The organism is Mycobacterium sp. E136, from assembly GCF_001666865.1.
Taxonomy (GTDB): domain Bacteria; phylum Actinomycetota; class Actinomycetes; order Mycobacteriales; family Mycobacteriaceae; genus Mycobacterium.
In genome coordinates this window covers 1-14,883 of record NZ_LZJE01000364.1, presented here as the reverse complement: position 1 = coordinate 14,883, position 14,883 = coordinate 1, and the positions used below count along the sequence as shown (strand labels likewise).

The window sequence follows — 14,883 nt, the reverse complement described above, 5'->3', positions numbered from 1 at the left end:
GGGACGGTATACCGAAAGCCCGACGGGATGGCCGACGGGTACTCGTCTTCTAGACGCCGACCGCCCGTTCCAGGTCCTTGAGCGACGTCTCGAGGTGGCCGAGCAGGCGCTGCAGTGACGGGACGCTGCGGCGGTCGCCGACCAATCCGAAGTCGAGGTTGTCGGCGTTGTTGGCCAACGTGATGTTGAGCGCCTGCCCGTCGAGCGGGATCGAGAACGGGTAGTTGCCGTCGAGTCGGGCGCCGTTCCAGTACATCGGCTGCCGCGCGCCCGGCACATTCGAGATCACGATGTTGAACGGCGGCGGCGCGGTGGCGACGAAGCCCGGCAGCAGTCCGAGCGCCAGCCCGCCGACCAGCAACGCCGAGACCGCCAGCTGCTGCACGCGCGGCAATTCCGCGTACACCTTCTTGTTGTCACGCATCGATTTCGCGATCGCCCCCAACCGCTGCATCGGGTCCTCGAGATCAGTAGCGAGGTTGCACAGGATGGCGCCGACCAGGTTCCCTCCGTTGTCCGCGTCCTTCTCGGTGCGCAGGTTCACCGGGACCATCGCGACCAGCGGCGTATCCGGCAGAGCGTTCTCCTCCGCCAGGTACTCCCGTAACGCCCCCGCGCACATCGCCAGTACGACGTCGTTGACGGTCACGTCCGCAGCGCTTTTCACCTTCTGGATGCGCTCCAGCGCCCACGACTGCGCGGCGACCCGCCGGGCCCCGCCGATGCGCACGTTGAGCATCGTCTTCGGGGCGCGGAAGGGGAGGGTGAGTTCCTGTTCGAGCAGCGCGGCACGGGCCAGCGACAGCGTGGTCGGCGCGACACCGGCGACGGAACTCGCGGCCTCGGTCACCGTGCGCAGCAACGACGGGCGGTCTTTCGGGCCCGACCTGCGGCGCGGCGCCAAGCTCCACGGCGCCTGAATCGTGGTCTCGCCGGGATCGGTGGAAAGCGTCCGCTGCACCAGCTTCATCGCCGACACCCCGTCGATCAGCGAATGGTGGAACTTCGTGTAGACCGCGAATCGTCCATCGTCGAGGCCTTCGATCAGGTGCGCCTCCCACAACGGGCGGTGCCGGTCGAGCAGCGTGCCGTGCAGCCTCGACACCAGCTCCAGAAGTTCGCGCACGCGGCCCGGCGCGGGTAGGGCCGAGCGACGCAGGTGATATTCGAGGTCGACCTCTTTGTCCGACGACCACACCAGGTTGGTGACCCCGCCGAAGAACGCCGGGTGCTTCCGGAACGTCGGCTGCACATCCGTCTGCGCAACGAGGGTGTCGTACATCCCGCGCAGGAAGTCGGGTCCGGCGCCCTCCGGAGGCTTGTAGAGCGTCAGACCGCCGACATGCATTGGGTGCTCGCGGGATTCGCCGAGCAGAAAGATCAGGTCGGTGGGTGATATCGGTTGCATGCAGCCTCCGGCTCCGGTGCTCGAGAATGCTCAGGACTTGTCTGAACATCCCCCTCGGCGCCGTTCCACAAACGTGTGCGGTGCCCGCCCGCCGTCACGGCGATGACTCCAGCTTCCCACTCGCGGCGCGGCCGCGCGAGGTCCTCAGATCGCGGATGAGGACGGCGGCGCGGAGTGTCCCTGGGGCTCGCGAGTCGTCATCAACCGGACGATCTCCTTGCGGTCCGCCTCCGACGGCAGGCCCATCCCCGGCTCGTAGCCGTACACCTCGTGCAACGGCGTCGAGGCGGTGCGGGTGTCGAGGATGTCGACGTCCTCGGTGCTGATCAGCCCGGGGTGTTCGACGCCGCACGCCTCGGCCACCTTGACCAGGTCGCGACGCAGCGTCTTGATGTAGTTCGCGACGCGCTCGGCCTTGACCTCGGGCACCAGCCCGCGCGCCAGCCAGGCGTTCTGGGTGGCGACTCCGGTCGGGCACGTGTCGGTGTGGCACTTCTGCGCCTGGATGCATCCGATCGCGAGCATCGCCTCACGCGCGACGTAGACCATGTCGCAGCCCAGCGCGAACCCGACGACGGCATTGTCCGGCAGGCCGAGCTTGCCGCCGCCGAGGAACACGACGTCCTCGTGCAGGCCCCGGTCGGCGAAGATCCGATAGGTGCGGGCGAAGCCGAGCTGGAAGGGCAACGACACGGTATCGGTGAAGATCAGCGGCGCCGCGCCGGTGCCGCCCTCACCGCCGTCGATCGAGATGAAGTCCACGCCGCGGTCGGTCACGCGCATCAGATCGGCCAGCTCGCACCAGAATTCGAGGTCGCCGACCGCCGACTTGATCCCCACCGGCAGCCCTGTCTCGGCCGCGAGCAGTTCAACCCAGTCCAGAAGGCTGTCGGTGTCGGAGAACTCGGCGTGCCGCGACGGGCTCACGCAGTCGCGCCCCTCCGGGATCCCGCGGGCGGCCGCGATTTCGGCGGAGACCTTGGGTGCGGGCAGTAGCCCACCGAGGGTGGGCTTGGCGCCCTGGCTGAGCTTGATCTCCAGGGCGCGAACCGGCGCACCGGCCACCACGTCCTTGAGCTTGGCCAGATCGAAGCGGCCCTCGGCGTCCCGGCACCCGAAGTAGGCGGTCCCGATCTGGAAGATCAGCTCGCCGCCGTGGCGGTGGTAGCGCGAGATGCCGCCCTCACCGGTGTTCTGCAGACAGTCTGCCAGCACCGCTCCCCGGTTGAGCGCCTCGACGGCGTTGGCCGACAGCGATCCGAAGCTCATCGCGGAGATGTTGACGACCGAGTTCGGCCGGAACGCGCCGCGCCGCCCGCGCGCCGCACCGAGCACCTTGGCGCAGGGCACCTCGATCTCGCGGCTGGTGCCGGGTGAGGTCGGGGGTACGGCCCTGGCGAAGGTGCGGTGTTTGATCACCGGATAGCCGGCGGTGTACTCCAGATCGTTGTCCGTGCCGAAACCGAAGTAGTTGTTCTCCTTCTTCGCCGACGCGTACACCCACCGGCGCTGGTCCCTGGTGAACGGCCGTTCCTCGTCGTTGGAAGCGACGATGTACTGCCGCAGTTCCGGTCCGATGGCTTCGAGGAGATACCTCGCATGCCCGACGACGGGGAAGTTTCGCAGGAGTGCGTGCCTGCGCTGGAACAGATCACGCGCGGCCACGGCACCCAACGTCGAGGCGGCCGCGGCGGCGAGACCACGAACGGTCCGGCCCATGGCGGCAGGGTTTCCGCGCAGCCTCGGCCCGAAACCCGGCCCGTCACCGGGCGTGGCGCAGGATCACCAATTCTCCGGTCAGCGTTCCGTCTTCGAGGAGCCGCCCGATATCGCTGCTCTGTTCTTCGGCCAGTTGCCAGGCCCGCTTGCCGCCGTGCCGTTCGGCCAGCGCGGTTTCCACCTTGTCGGCGCGTTCGTTCCACGCCGCGGGTATCTCGGGCAGATCGGCGGTGCTCAGCCGGTCCTCGGCGACGAGGGTCGCCCGCTGGATCAGCGCGTCCAACTCCTCCGGCGTCGGGAAGTGGTTGTCGGGGAGGCGATCGTCGGGGATCGCGCGGTGCGCCACGAACGCGAGCAACCCGATGCATCCGCCGGGCCGCACCGTGCGGCGCAACTCCCCCAGCAGCGTGAGTTGATCCGGCGTGGTGCACAGCACGCCCAGCGACCATGCCGCGTCGAAACTCGCGTCGGCGATCGGCAGCGCCGAGCCGAGCCCACAGATCACCGGCTGGTCGAACAGCCTGCGCGCCGCATGACAGGCGCCGGCCTCGGGTTCGACGAGCACGGGCCGCACCGAGCGCGCTTGCGCCGCGTATGCCGCCGGTCCGCCCACACCCGCGCCGCAGTCCAGCAGCGTGTCGCCCTCCGAGAGCCCCATGTGCTCGATGAGCCAGTCCAGCGCGGCGGGGCTTCCGCTGCCGCGGCAGGCCGCGGGTATGTAGTAGTCCGGTCCCAGGTCCCGCGCCACCCCGGCCGTCCATTCGGCCACGGTGTCGAACTCGGCCTCCATCGCTTCACTCACGCAGCCACCTCCTGAACGCGGCGTCCCACCTCGGCCTTGATCTCGGCCCCGACGCGTGCGCCGGACGCCGACGCCAGCCCGGAGATGTTCACGCCTTCGACCCCGTCGATCGACAACAATGCCCGAGCCTCGGTGACCGCGGCCTCGATTCCGGCAGCAACGGGATCGGGTGCGGCCAGGACGTATTCGGTCACCGACGGGTCGAGGTCGAGGCCCGGCAGCCCCTGCAGCACCGCGGCGGACACGTTGTCGGTGAACACCGCGACCGCCGCGATCACCGGGATGGACAAACCGGCGGCCCGGGCCGCCTGCATGAAGTCCGCGATCATCGCCGGATACGGGACGTGGTTGAGCACCGCCAAACTGGCACCCGCGTGCTGCTTTTGCACCAGCCGGGCGGGCCGGGAGGAAACGGGTGGCGCCGTCGGCGTCTCCGGTACCGCCGCAACCATGCCGATCGACGCGGCGAGGTCCACCAGGCGGGGGCCGTCGAGATCGAAGGTCTGCGTGACGTCGGGCCGCACGTCGTAACCCCGTCCGTCGCCAGTCACGCACAGTGCGGTCTCGACACCGACGCTGCGCAACCCCCGCAGTTCCTGTTCGAGCACCACGCGGTTGCGGTCCCGGCACGAGAGCGTGATCCACGGCGTCACACCGGCGTCGAGCAGCAGGCGGCCCATCAAGGTGGGCGGAAAGTCCGGTTTGTTCTGATGTTCACCCACCAGCACGGCGTCACACGACCGCGCGAGCAGTTCCGCGGTCTCCACGACGTCGTGCGCGTCGAACGGTGCGCAGCTGAAGTCGGTGAGCACCAGCGGCGGTTGGACCGGCCGCGGCTCACGCCGCGGTCCCGACCAGGGCACCACCTCGCCGAACACGCAGGGGCCGGGGCGCATCTCGCACTGCCCGTCCGGTCGCACGCCACCGCACGGCCCGAACTCCATCCGCTTGGGACAGCTCGACTCCGGCGGCGACGTCACGGATCTCCCCTCAACGCTGAGTCTCCCCTCAACGCTGAGCTCAGATACCCACCTCGTCCGTGCGGCAACCGCGGCCAGCGTCGCACCGGGGCGCCGGACCCACCGGGTACGTTCGTTGTGGTGGACGACGCGCAGGACTGGACAGCCGATTCGAGAGCCGACGACATCGCCCTGACCGGGGTCTCGGAGACTGCGTTGCTGACGCTGAACGGCCGGGCGCATCAGGCCCGCCACCCGAACGCCATCATCGCCGATCCGATGGCGATCCGCCTCGTCGACGCGATCGACTTCGACTTCGACAAGTTCGGCCGCAAGGGCCAGGAGATGGCGCTGCGTTCGCTGGCGTTCGACCGGGCGGCCGGCCACTATCTGTCGGACCATCCTCGTGCGACGGTCGTCGCGCTCGCGGAGGGGCTGCAGACCAGCTTCTGGCGACTGAACACCCTGATTCCGCACGCTGACTTTCGCTGGCTCACAGTCGATTTCCAGCCGATCATCGACCTGCGCGAGCGGCTGCTGCCGGCGTCACCGCGGATCACCTCCCTCGCCCAGTCGGCGCTCGACTATTCGTGGATGGAGAAGGTCGACGACAGCTCGGGCGTCTTCATCACCGCAGAGGGCCTGTTGATGTACCTGCAGCCCGATGAGGCGATGGGCCTCATCACCGCCTGCGCCGAACGATTCCCCGGCGGTCAGATGGTCTTCGACCTGCCGCCTGTTGTGGTGAAGAAGATCGCCCCGAAGGGTCTGCGCGCATCGCGGCGCTACCGCGTGCCGCCGATGCCGTTCAGCCTGTCGGCCGCGCAGTTGGCCGCCCTGCCCGAATCCATCCCCGGCATCCGCGCCGTGCACGACCTGCCGATGCCGCCGGGACGGGGCTGGTTCTTCGAGAAGGCCTATCCGGCTTTCTGGCAGTTCAAGCCGACCAAGAATCTCCGCGGCGCGTACACCTTGCTCGAGTTCGGCTGACGTCAAGGCCGTTTGACGAATATCACTCCGACGTCCCGAAACAACGTCTGAGCTGGCCCGTTGGCACCCATTCCGCGTAATTGGATTGTTACCGAGGTTTGTCACATTCGTCACTCGGGTAACTTTGATAACAGACCGGCAACACATCGGCCGGCCGCCACACCGAAGAAAGAGACGAATGGGAAATCACGATGAACACCGTCCTGTACTTCAGCACCAACGGCCCCGTTTATGAAACCCGCGCTTACACCACCGCGGATATCGACCAACTCGTAGAAGATCAGGGCCTGCAGTCCCTGACCAGCGCCGACCGGCAGTTCGACTTCTGGTTCAGCCCGACCACGCAACGCTGCCAGCGACGCATCAACCGAAAAGCCACCGAAGTGCTGCTGGCGACCAGCAGTTTCACCCCCAAGACCGTCCCCCTGCTGCGCGGATGCGTCGTCGTGGCCACTCATGACGAGGACGGCGAGCTCGACGGGCTCAGCTGGCAGCAACTCGACCTCCTGGTCCGCCGCAGGCACGCCCTGACGCGGCGCGATGAGCGCGTGCTCAACAGGCGGATCCAGCGCGAAGAGCGCAAGCAGCAGCGCAACACCCCCACTCCGGCGGTCGCCTCCCTCGGCTGCGCGCGGCCCCGCTTCGCCGTGCACTGACGCCTCTGCCGATGAGTCGCCCGCTGCGGCGGCGGAGGCACGTACGGTCAGACGGTGAACTTCGAGGAGTACCGCGCTCACGACGCAACCGGGTTGGCCAAGCTCGTCGCCGACAATGAGGTGACGGCAACCGAGCTGCTGGACGTGGCCAGAAACCGCGCGGCCGCAGTGAATCCGCGCATCAACGCGATCGTGCGTGACGTCCCGGCCTCACCGCAGGATGCGGCCGCGGGCCCGTTCTCGGGTGTGCCGTTCCTGATCAAGGACCTCGCCCAGGATTACGCGGGGCTACCGACGTCTGCGGGATCGCGCGCGCTGATGGCGAAACCCGTGGGCGAGCACTCGGAGGTCGTGCGGCGGTGGCAGGACGCCGGCCTGGTCATCTTCGGTAAGACGAACACCCCGGAATTCGGGGCGAAGGGCATCACCGAACCCGAGGCGTGGGGTCCGGCGCGCAATCCGTGGGACCTCAACCGCACGCCCGGCGGCTCGTCGGGAGGTTCGGCCGCAGCGGTCGCCGCCGGAATCGTGCCGTGCGCAGGCGCCAACGACGGCGGCGGGTCCATCCGCATCCCGGCGGCATGCTGCGGGCTGGTCGGCCTGAAGCCCGGGCGCGGCCTGACACCGTCGGGACCCGCGACGGGTGAGTCCATGCACGGCGCCGCGGTCCAGGGCGTCGTCTCCAGGACGGTCCGGGACACGGCGGCGATGCTCGATGTGCTGCGCGGCGGCGAACCGTGGGGACCGTATGTCCCCGGCATCCCTGAGGCGCCGTTCGCGTCCTGTGTGGGAGCCGATCCCGACACCCTGCGCATCGGCGTCCGTGTTGCGTCCGCGATCAACCCGTCTCCGCACCCCGAGGCCACCGCGGCCGTCGAGGCGACCGTGCAGGCGCTCACCGAACTCGGCCACCACGTCGACGAACTTCCGAGCGCCCCCTTCGACGACGCGGCCCTTGCACGGGACTTCCTGCTGACGTGGTTCGTCTACACGGCGTGGGAACTCGATGAGGCCAAACGGGTATCGGGTGCCGGTGATGAATCGTTCGAACGAGACACGCTCATCCTGGCCGCGCTCGGGCGGGCGACGAGCGGCGTCGACTACGTGGGCGCCGTGCAGCGGCGCCACGAGCACACGCGCAGGCTGACCACATTCTTCGAGTCGTACGACCTGCTGCTGACACCCGCACTGGCGACGCCGCCGCCAACCATCGGCGAGTTCGACCTACCGGTCGCGCTGCAGCGCGCGGCCCACGTGCTGATCAAGACGCGCACGGCGAAGTTGTTGCGGTACACCAAGATCGTCGACGACGTGGTGGACAAGAATCTCAGCTGGGTGCCCTACACCCAGCTCGCCAATTTGACTGGGCGTCCGGCGATTTCGCTTCCGCTGCACTGGACGGCGGACGGGCTGCCGCTGGGGGTTCAGTTCGTCGCGCCGCTTGCGGGCGAGTCCACGCTGATCCAGTTGGCCGCCCAACTCGAGCAGGCCCTGCCCTGGGCCGATCGCGTCGCCCCGATCTAACCGCCCGACATCCGCTGCCGCAGCCTCGCCGCCTGCACGGTGAGATGGTTGCGCTCGGCGATGTTCTGCGCCTTCGCGGCCGCCTCAACGTAAAGTTCAGCCGCCGTGGCAATTTCGCCCGCACGCTCGTGCAGGTACGCGGCCGCTGCGGTATAGCGCGGAAGTGCCGGATCGAGCTCGGCAAGCGCGGCGAGCCCCGCTTGCGGCCCGTCGGCCTCTCCGACGGCGACCGCGCGGTTGAGCCGCACCACCGGGCTGCCGGTGAGGCGGACCAACTCGTCGTACCACTCGACGATCTGCACCCAGTCGGTCTCGTCGGCGGTCTGCGCGTCGGCGTGCAGCGCGGCGATCGCGGCCTGTGCCTGGAACTCCCCCAGTCGATCCCGGGCCAGTGCGGCCTGCAGCACGGCCACCCCCTCGGCGATCAGGTCACGGTGCCACAGCCGACGGTCCTGCTCGGCGAGCGGCACCAGGCTGCCGTCGGCGCGCGTGCGGGCCGGGCGCCGCGCATGGTGCAGCAGGAAGAGCGCGAGCAGTCCCGCCACCTCGGGATCGTCGGTGGCAGAGGCGAGTTGACGTGCGAGCCGGATGGCCTCGGCGGCCAGGTCGACCTCGCCGGTGTAGCCCTCGTTGAACACCAGGTACAACACCCGAAGGACGGTGTGCAGGTCGCCGGGCCGGTCGAGGCGGGCGCCGCTCACGGTGCGTTTGGCCCTGCTGATCCGTTGTGCCATCGTCGCTTCCGGTACGAGGTGGGCCTGGGCGATCTGGCGCGTCGTGAGCCCGCCGACCGCCCGCAGAGTCAACGCGACCGCCGACGCGGGGCTGAGGTCGGGGTGTGCACACAGGAAGTACAGCCGCAGCGTGTCGTCGACGGGCACGGCCGGTCCGGGTGCCGGTTCGTCGACGGCCTGCTGCTCGCGCCGGTGCCGGGCAGCATCGGAGCGGGTGAGGTCGATGAAGCGGCGCCAGGCGGTGGTGATCAGCCAGCCCTTCGGGTCGTCGGGTGGCCGGGCCGGCCAGGTCTCGAGGGCGCGCAGCAGCGCCTCCTGGACGGCGTCCTCGGCGGTCGCGAAGTCCGCACCGCGGCGGACGAGGGTCGCCAGGACCGCGGGGATCAGGTCCCGCAGCGCCGCCTCGTCCACCGCGCCGGGCCTCACTCGGTGACCGTGGGCGGTGCCGTCAGGAACGGCCGGAGCTCGAGCCATTCGTGGATCGGCCGCCCGCCCGCGCCCGGAGCCGCCGACAGTTCCCCGGCCAATTCGACCGCGCGCTCGTAGGAATCGACGTCGATGACCATCCACCCCGCCACCAGATCCTTGGTTTCGGCGAAGGGGCCGTCGACCACGGGCGGTTTGCCCTCGCCGTCGGAACGCACCCATGCGCCCTCCGGTGCCAGGGCCGCATGGGTGACGAACTCGCCGGTGCTCTCCAGTCGCGCCGCGAAATCGTTCATGTACTTGATGTGCGCCTCGATCTCCTCGGGCGTCCACCGGTCCATCGGCACGTCGTTGACGCTGGCCGGCGCGCCTCGGTAGTGCTTGAGCAGCAGATACTTGGCCATGGTTCTTCCTTTTGTCGTTCGGGTCGCGACCCTAGTTGGTCGCTCACCCCTGGGACGGAGCCATCGCGCGATTCTCGACATCGATCGGCTCGGCCGGCCCGTCACCTGGCTAGGGTGCAGCCATGAGCCTCGTGACCTACGAGTTGGACGACCACATAGCGACCATCACCCTCAACCGCCCCGAAGCGCGCAATGCGATCAACGGTGAGGTGCGGCGCGGCCTGAACGCGGCGTGGGAGCGGTTCCGCGACGACGAGGACGCCTGGGTCGGCATCCTGACCGCCAACGGCGACGTCTTCTGTGCAGGCGGTGACCTCAAGGACGGCGAAGGTTCGGTCGGCACCTTCGGCGGCACATTCTGGGAGAAGCCGACGATCAACTCGTTCGAAAGCGGTATGGAGCTGTTCAAGCCGACGATCGCCGCGGTCAACGGCCCCTGCATCGGTTACGGCCTGACGGGTGTCCTGTTCTGCGATTTCGTGATCGCCTCCACCACAGCCACTTTCGCGTTTCCCGAGGTCTCTATCGGCGTCCCGACGATCGTCGGCGCGATCCGGCTGCCCGAGCGGGTCCGGTGGGCCGACGCCATGGAGTTGCTGCTGACCGGCAAGCCGATCGACGCCGAACGCGCCAAGGAGATGGGGCTGGTGTGGCGGCTGGTCGAGCCCGCCGATCTGCAGGCCGAGGCGCGGTCCTGGGCGGCGACGCTCACCGAGGCGGCGCCGTTGGCGCAACGCGCAACGAAGGAGGTGGCCTGGCGCACCGCCAACATGGGTTGGATCGAGTCCGTCCGCTTCGGGGAGACGATGCGCAAGGTGGCCGCCGCGACCGACGATGTGCGGGAGGGGCTCACGGCCTGGCGGGAGAAGCGCCCGCCACGATGGCGCGGTCGCTGAGGCCTACTTCGGACTCACGACTCTTCGGCTTCCTCCCGCTCGTCCTTCAGTCGTTCCTTGCTGCGCAGCAGCCGAAGCAGCGTCACCAGCAGCAGGCCGCCGACCACGTTGCCGACGATCGTGTATCCGAACCACTTCAACCAGTCGACGTAGCCGAACGGGGCGCCGCCGATGAGTGCTCCGAAGATCAACAGCGAGTCCAGAATCGAGTGGAACATCTGTAGCCCGGCGAGCAGGAACCCGCCGGCGACGGCCGCCGCGATCTTGCCGAACGTCGAATCCGTGCCGTGCTGCATGCGCGTCATCAACGTGATGACCATGCCGCCCAGCAACGACAGCGTCACCGTCTCCGCCGACAACGGTGCGGTGGCGAAGTGGCTGGCCGACTCGACCGTCTGCTCATGCAGTTTCGGGTAGGCCGTCACGATCAGCCACATGATCGCCCATCCGCCAATGAGATTGGCGATCAACGTCCCGCTCCACAACTTCAGCAGCTGTGCGACGCTCGCGCGTTTGGCGACGACGGTCGTGACCGGCACCAGGAAACCTTCGGTGAACAGCTCGCTGCGACCCAGCAGCATCGCGAGGAACCCGATCGAGAACGCGACGCCGGCGAGCAGCTGGTTGTGCGTGGCCGCCAGCACCGACAGATAGGCGAGCACGCCGACGGCGACCTCGGTACCGCCGAAGAAGCCGGTGACCAGGACTTCGCGCCACGTCCGGTGAAGGCGCTGCGTGCCCTCGTCGACCATCCTCTGGAAGGCGCCCTCCAGCTCGTCCTCGATGGGACTGTCCGTATCGCCTATCTGGCGCTGACGGGTCTCGCTCATGTGGGTCCTCCGCTTCCGTGACGGTCAGGGGTACCCGGCTTGCGCAGCGCCGAAGCAAAGCGCGGCAGTGGCCGGCTTTTTGCGCCGAGGGTCATTCAATGCGTTTTCACACAGCCCTACGCGCAAAAACGGCTCGCAGTCCCAACATTGTGGGTCGGCTACAACGGTCGCACTCGATGTTGTCGAGCATCGGCAAACCCTCAGCAGGCGATCCGGTTCACCATTGGAGAAACACACGCAATCGCAGGCAGCGAGAGGAGAGCACGGTGCAACGCCAGGGTGGCCACGATCAGCGAAGGACCGCCGTCCAGCGGGCTGACGAGCAGGAATGGGCCACCTTCACCCTGCGCCTCCCCCGCCTGCCGGTCCTGGTGCGCCTGAAGGGGCGCGACCCCCTCGTCCGCTCTGTGGACCGCGTCGAGGCCCTGATCCTGACCTTGACGATCGCCGTGTCGCTGATCGCCGTGCCGATCGCAGGCGCCATCGGCACCTCGCTGTTCGACGCGAAACGTTCGGCCTCCCATGCGGCGGTGGAAGCGGTGACGGCCGGTTCGCTCGTCCTGTTCGCGGTTCTCGCGGCCGCGACGGCCGTCCTTCTCGTCACCCGCGCCGTTTGCAACCGCATCCGCTCCGCCAGGTGGCAGCGAGGGCTCGACAGCCTGGTCGACGGCCGCGAAGGCCAGAGCCGAACGCAGTAGCGACGGGCCCGGTTGCAGGTAGCCCCCATATCGATCCCCCGCCACCGCTCAAAAGGGTTGGCCGTCAGCATGGCTGACAGTCGCGCCCGCTCCGAGGAACGTACTCGTCGTACCCGTCAGCACCGCCAAGGAGACGATGAGATGTCCACTCCCACCGCCGAAACCACCGCGTCTGCGCTCGAGAGGTTCACCGCGGCCGTCGCCGGTCATGCCGACATCGTCACCGACGGTGCAACGTTGACCGACCGTGGCCACGACTTCTGGGGAGTGGGTGGTGACGCCGAACTGCTTCTGCGCCCGCACAACCGCGACGAGGTGGCGGCGATCATGCGGCTCGCCACCGAATTCGGCATCCCGGTCGTTCCCCGCGGCGGGGCGTCGAACTGCTCCGGCGGCATGATGCCCGCCACCGGGCGGGTGCTGCTCGACCTGTCGGCATTGAAGGAGATCATTCACGTCGACACCGAAAAGCATTGCGCCCGCGTCGAACCCGGCGTTATCAATTCCGACATCCAGGAGCGTCTCGCGCCGCACGGACGTGCTTCTCACCGGACCCGGTGTCCGCACATCTGGCCACCGTCGGTGGCAACTTCATCGAGAACGCCGGTGGTCCGCACGCGTTGAAGTACGGCGTGACCTACAACCACATCCTGGCCGCCGAGGTCGTGCTGCCCGACGGGTCGACACGCACTCTGTGCGCCGACGACGACGGCCCGGACCTGCTCGGCGTGCTCATCGGATCCGAAGGGACGCTCGGCATCGTCACCGAGGTGACGGTCGCGCTGCGCCCGATCGCTGCCGTCACCCACAGCCTGATGGGTGCGTTCGCCACCGCGCAGGAAGCCGCCGACACCATCGCCGCGATCATTGCCACGGGCGTCGTGCCCGCCGCGGTCGAATGGCTCGACCGTGACGGAATCGCGGGGCTGCAGCAGTTTTACGACACCGGTTATCCGCTCGACGCCGACTCGATCGTGCTGATCGACGTCGACGGCAGCGCCGCCGAGATTCGGCGCGACCAGCAGATCGTCGAGAAGGTGCTCAGGGAGCGGGCGACCGAGGTCCGCGTCGCAGAGAACGAACAGGACCGCGCCAAGCTGTGGTACGGCCGCCTGCACGCGCCCGACTCGGTCGTGCAGAGCGGTAAGGGATTTTTCATCGGTGACGTGACCGTGCCCCGCGACCGCATCCCGGAGATGCAGGCCGCCATCCAGGCCACCGCGGCACGCCACTCCGACGGGCTGCTGTTCATCGCCGTGTGCGGCCACGCAGGCGACGGTGATCTGCACCCGACGACCTTCTACGACAAGGACAATCCGCTCGCCGCCTCGGCGCTCGAGGCCGCGAACAACGAGATCATCGACGCCGCATTGAAACTGGGCGGCACCATCACCGGCGAACACGGTGTCGGCACCGAGAAGATCCCGTTCATGACCAAGCGTTTCACCGCAGTGGAGATCGCCGCCCAACGCTCCATCAAGGCGGCGTTCGACCCGGCCGGACTGCTCAACCCCGGCGTGATGCTGCCCGAGCCATCACCCGACGAGCCCGACACCGACCCCTTCGGCGCCGCCGTGCGCAGCGCCATCGACGGGACCCTGCAACCGGATCCGGCCGCGCCGTTGACCACCGGCGGCGACACCGGCATCGACGTCAACCTCGGAAACCTCAGCCTGACCGTCGGCGCCGACGCCACGCTCGATCGGCTCAACCGCTTCCTCGACGAGCACGGCGTCACCTGCGGCGCGGTGCCCGCTTCGGGCGGCGACCGCACCATCGGCGAACTCGTCGCCACCGCGGCCGGCGCGGAGCGGATCGCGGTCCGGCACGCACTGTTGGGCGCCGACGTCACGGTCGTCGACGGCGAGATGCCTGCCCGCTTCGGTGCCGAGACCATGAAGGACGTCGCGGGCTACGACACCAAGCGGCTCTACATCGGCGGCCACGGCGCGTTCGGCGCCATCTCCCGGCTGATCTTCAAGATCGGGGTGAAGGCGTAGCGGGCGCCCCGACATGTCCCAAACGGAAACCCGCCGGTGTCCAGATTCGTGATTTACACCCAGCCGCCGGAGCCCAACGATGGTCCCAGCTAGCTGGAGAGGCGGTTGGGATGACGATCAGTGTGGCCGAGCGCGCGGAGCTGCGCACGGCGGTCCGCGAGTTGCTGGGTGACAAGTGCACCGAAGACGACGTGCGCCGGGTGATGACCTCGGACGACGGCTTCGACCGCGAGCTGTGGCGTCAACTCGCCGAACAGGGTGTGCTCGGCATGCTCGTCGAGGATCGACTCGGCGGTCTCGGATTCGGGGCCCTCGAACTCGAGGCCGTCGCCGAGGAGACCGGCGCGGCGCTCCTCCCGGCGCCGTTCATCTCCAGCGCGGTTCTGACCGTGGCGCTCGTGCGGGCCGCAGGCTCCGACGACGACAAGCAGCGGCTGCTGCCGGGGCTCGCCGACGGCACCGCGATCGGCACGGTCGCGATCACGGGGCGGTCCGGTTCGTGGGCGGTCGAGGGCGTCGACGTCGAGGCCGCCGCGGACGACACCCTCACCGGCGAGGCGCGCTACGTCACCTGGGGTCAGGTGGCCGACGTCGTGCTCGTGGTCGCACGCACCGCCGACGGTGTCGGCGTCTTCGAGGTGGCACCCGACGCGGCGGGTTTCTCCCGTACGGCGGTAACGGTTTTCGATCCGACGGTGCGCTTGTCGACGTTCGCGTTCGCGGGCACACCCGCGCGTCGCCTCGGCACCGCGGGCTGGGACGCCGTACAGGAGGCCCTCGACTACGCCGTCATCGCCTCGGCCGGCGAGCAGGTGGGCGGCTCCCGCCGAATCTTCG

At 68.7% G+C, this 14,883-nt stretch carries 14 protein-coding genes and 1 pseudogene; 8 read left to right on the top strand and 7 right to left on the bottom strand.

All coding sequences use genetic code 11. From position 1 onward, the window contains the following. Positions 1–49 precede the first annotated feature (49 nt). The 4 genes from A5698_RS24930 to A5698_RS24915 all read right to left on the bottom strand — a co-directional run bounded on the left by A5698_RS24930 (position 50) and on the right by A5698_RS24915 (position 4,909). Positions 50–1,408: a WS/DGAT/MGAT family O-acyltransferase gene (locus A5698_RS24930; protein WP_068302472.1), complete on the bottom strand. Its 1,359-nt coding sequence runs from the start codon at positions 1,406–1,408 to the stop codon at positions 50–52. A 144-nt stretch (positions 1,409–1,552) separates the two neighbouring features. After that, a complete protein-coding gene (locus A5698_RS24925) occupies positions 1,553–3,127 on the bottom strand; it encodes an FMN-binding glutamate synthase family protein (protein WP_068302470.1) in 1,575 nt (524 codons plus the stop codon). Positions 3,128–3,170: 43 nt separating this feature from the next. Then, entirely contained in the window at positions 3,171–3,929 is a 759-nt protein-coding gene (locus tag A5698_RS24920; protein WP_231967528.1) for a class I SAM-dependent methyltransferase, read from the bottom strand. Then, positions 3,926–4,909, bottom strand: coding sequence for a methylenetetrahydrofolate reductase C-terminal domain-containing protein (locus A5698_RS24915; RefSeq protein WP_084792612.1), 984 nt, complete (start codon positions 4,907–4,909; stop codon positions 3,926–3,928). The genes A5698_RS24920 and A5698_RS24915 overlap by 4 nt, the downstream gene beginning before the upstream one ends. Positions 4,910–5,029: 120 nt before the next feature. Between A5698_RS24915 and A5698_RS24910 the strand changes: the two genes are divergently transcribed. From A5698_RS24910 to A5698_RS24900, 3 genes are all read left to right on the top strand, one after another. Then, a complete protein-coding gene (locus tag A5698_RS24910; RefSeq protein ID WP_231967526.1) occupies positions 5,030–5,878 on the top strand; it encodes a class I SAM-dependent methyltransferase in 849 nt (282 codons plus the stop codon). A 191-nt stretch (positions 5,879–6,069) separates the two neighbouring features. Then, positions 6,070–6,534 (top strand): hypothetical protein, encoded by a 465-nt coding sequence (locus tag A5698_RS24905; RefSeq protein WP_068302463.1) that lies wholly within the window; start codon positions 6,070–6,072, stop codon positions 6,532–6,534. 54 nt (positions 6,535–6,588) lie between these two features. Next, on the top strand, positions 6,589–8,058 hold the full coding sequence (locus A5698_RS24900; protein WP_068302461.1) for an amidase: 1,470 nt from the start codon (positions 6,589–6,591) through the stop codon (positions 8,056–8,058). Here the strand turns inward: A5698_RS24900 and A5698_RS24895 are convergent. Both A5698_RS24895 and A5698_RS24890 read right to left on the bottom strand, forming a co-directional pair. Beyond that, positions 8,055–9,203 carry an RNA polymerase sigma factor gene (locus A5698_RS24895; RefSeq protein WP_068302459.1) on the bottom strand — a complete coding sequence of 383 codons (1,149 nt, stop codon included), beginning with the start codon at positions 9,201–9,203 and terminating at the stop codon, positions 8,055–8,057. The two genes, A5698_RS24900 and A5698_RS24895, sit on opposite strands and share 4 nt — an antisense overlap. Positions 9,204–9,214: 11 nt before the next feature. Continuing rightward, positions 9,215–9,622: a YciI family protein gene (locus A5698_RS24890; protein ID WP_068302457.1), complete on the bottom strand. Its 408-nt coding sequence runs from the start codon at positions 9,620–9,622 to the stop codon at positions 9,215–9,217. Between the two features lie 122 nt (positions 9,623–9,744). Between A5698_RS24890 and A5698_RS24885 the strand changes: the two genes are divergently transcribed. Further along, on the top strand, positions 9,745–10,518 hold the full coding sequence (locus A5698_RS24885) for an enoyl-CoA hydratase/isomerase family protein (protein WP_068302456.1): 774 nt from the start codon (positions 9,745–9,747) through the stop codon (positions 10,516–10,518). Positions 10,519–10,532: 14 nt separating this feature from the next. Here the strand turns inward: A5698_RS24885 and A5698_RS24880 are convergent, their stop codons facing one another. Then, entirely contained in the window at positions 10,533–11,348 is an 816-nt protein-coding gene (locus tag A5698_RS24880) for a formate/nitrite transporter family protein (protein WP_068302455.1), read from the bottom strand. A gap of 266 nt (positions 11,349–11,614) precedes the next feature. Here A5698_RS24880 and A5698_RS24875 point away from each other — a divergent pair, with 266 nt between their 5' ends. The 4 genes and pseudogenes from A5698_RS24875 to A5698_RS24865 all read left to right on the top strand — a co-directional run. Further along, positions 11,615–12,046, top strand: coding sequence for a hypothetical protein (locus tag A5698_RS24875; protein ID WP_068302446.1), 432 nt, complete (start codon positions 11,615–11,617; stop codon positions 12,044–12,046). A gap of 69 nt (positions 12,047–12,115) precedes the next feature. Further along, positions 12,116–12,678 (top strand): annotated as a pseudogene (locus tag A5698_RS29915) (FAD-binding oxidoreductase); the annotation flags it as partial. A gap of 183 nt (positions 12,679–12,861) precedes the next feature. Continuing rightward, complete coding sequence (locus tag A5698_RS29910; RefSeq protein WP_353651828.1) at positions 12,862–14,046, top strand: FAD-binding oxidoreductase; 1,185 nt, start codon at positions 12,862–12,864, stop codon at positions 14,044–14,046. Positions 14,047–14,156: 110 nt separating this feature from the next. After that, the coding region (locus A5698_RS24865) for an acyl-CoA dehydrogenase family protein (RefSeq protein WP_068302443.1) at positions 14,157–14,883 on the top strand (727 nt) is incomplete at its 3' end.

Coding starts and splice junctions, on each gene's coding strand:
- A5698_RS24930 (WP_068302472.1), bottom strand. CDS start 1,408: ATGCAACCGATATCACCCACCGACCTGATCTTTCTGCTCGGCGAATCC.
- A5698_RS24905 (WP_068302463.1), top strand. CDS start 6,070: ATGAACACCGTCCTGTACTTCAGCACCAACGGCCCCGTTTATGAAACC.
- A5698_RS29910 (WP_353651828.1), top strand. CDS start 12,862: ATGGGTGCGTTCGCCACCGCGCAGGAAGCCGCCGACACCATCGCCGCG.
- A5698_RS24885 (WP_068302456.1), top strand. CDS start 9,745: ATGAGCCTCGTGACCTACGAGTTGGACGACCACATAGCGACCATCACC.
- A5698_RS24890 (WP_068302457.1), bottom strand. CDS start 9,622: ATGGCCAAGTATCTGCTGCTCAAGCACTACCGAGGCGCGCCGGCCAGC.
- A5698_RS24880 (WP_068302455.1), bottom strand. CDS start 11,348: ATGAGCGAGACCCGTCAGCGCCAGATAGGCGATACGGACAGTCCCATC.
- A5698_RS24925 (WP_068302470.1), bottom strand. CDS start 3,127: ATGGGCCGGACCGTTCGTGGTCTCGCCGCCGCGGCCGCCTCGACGTTG.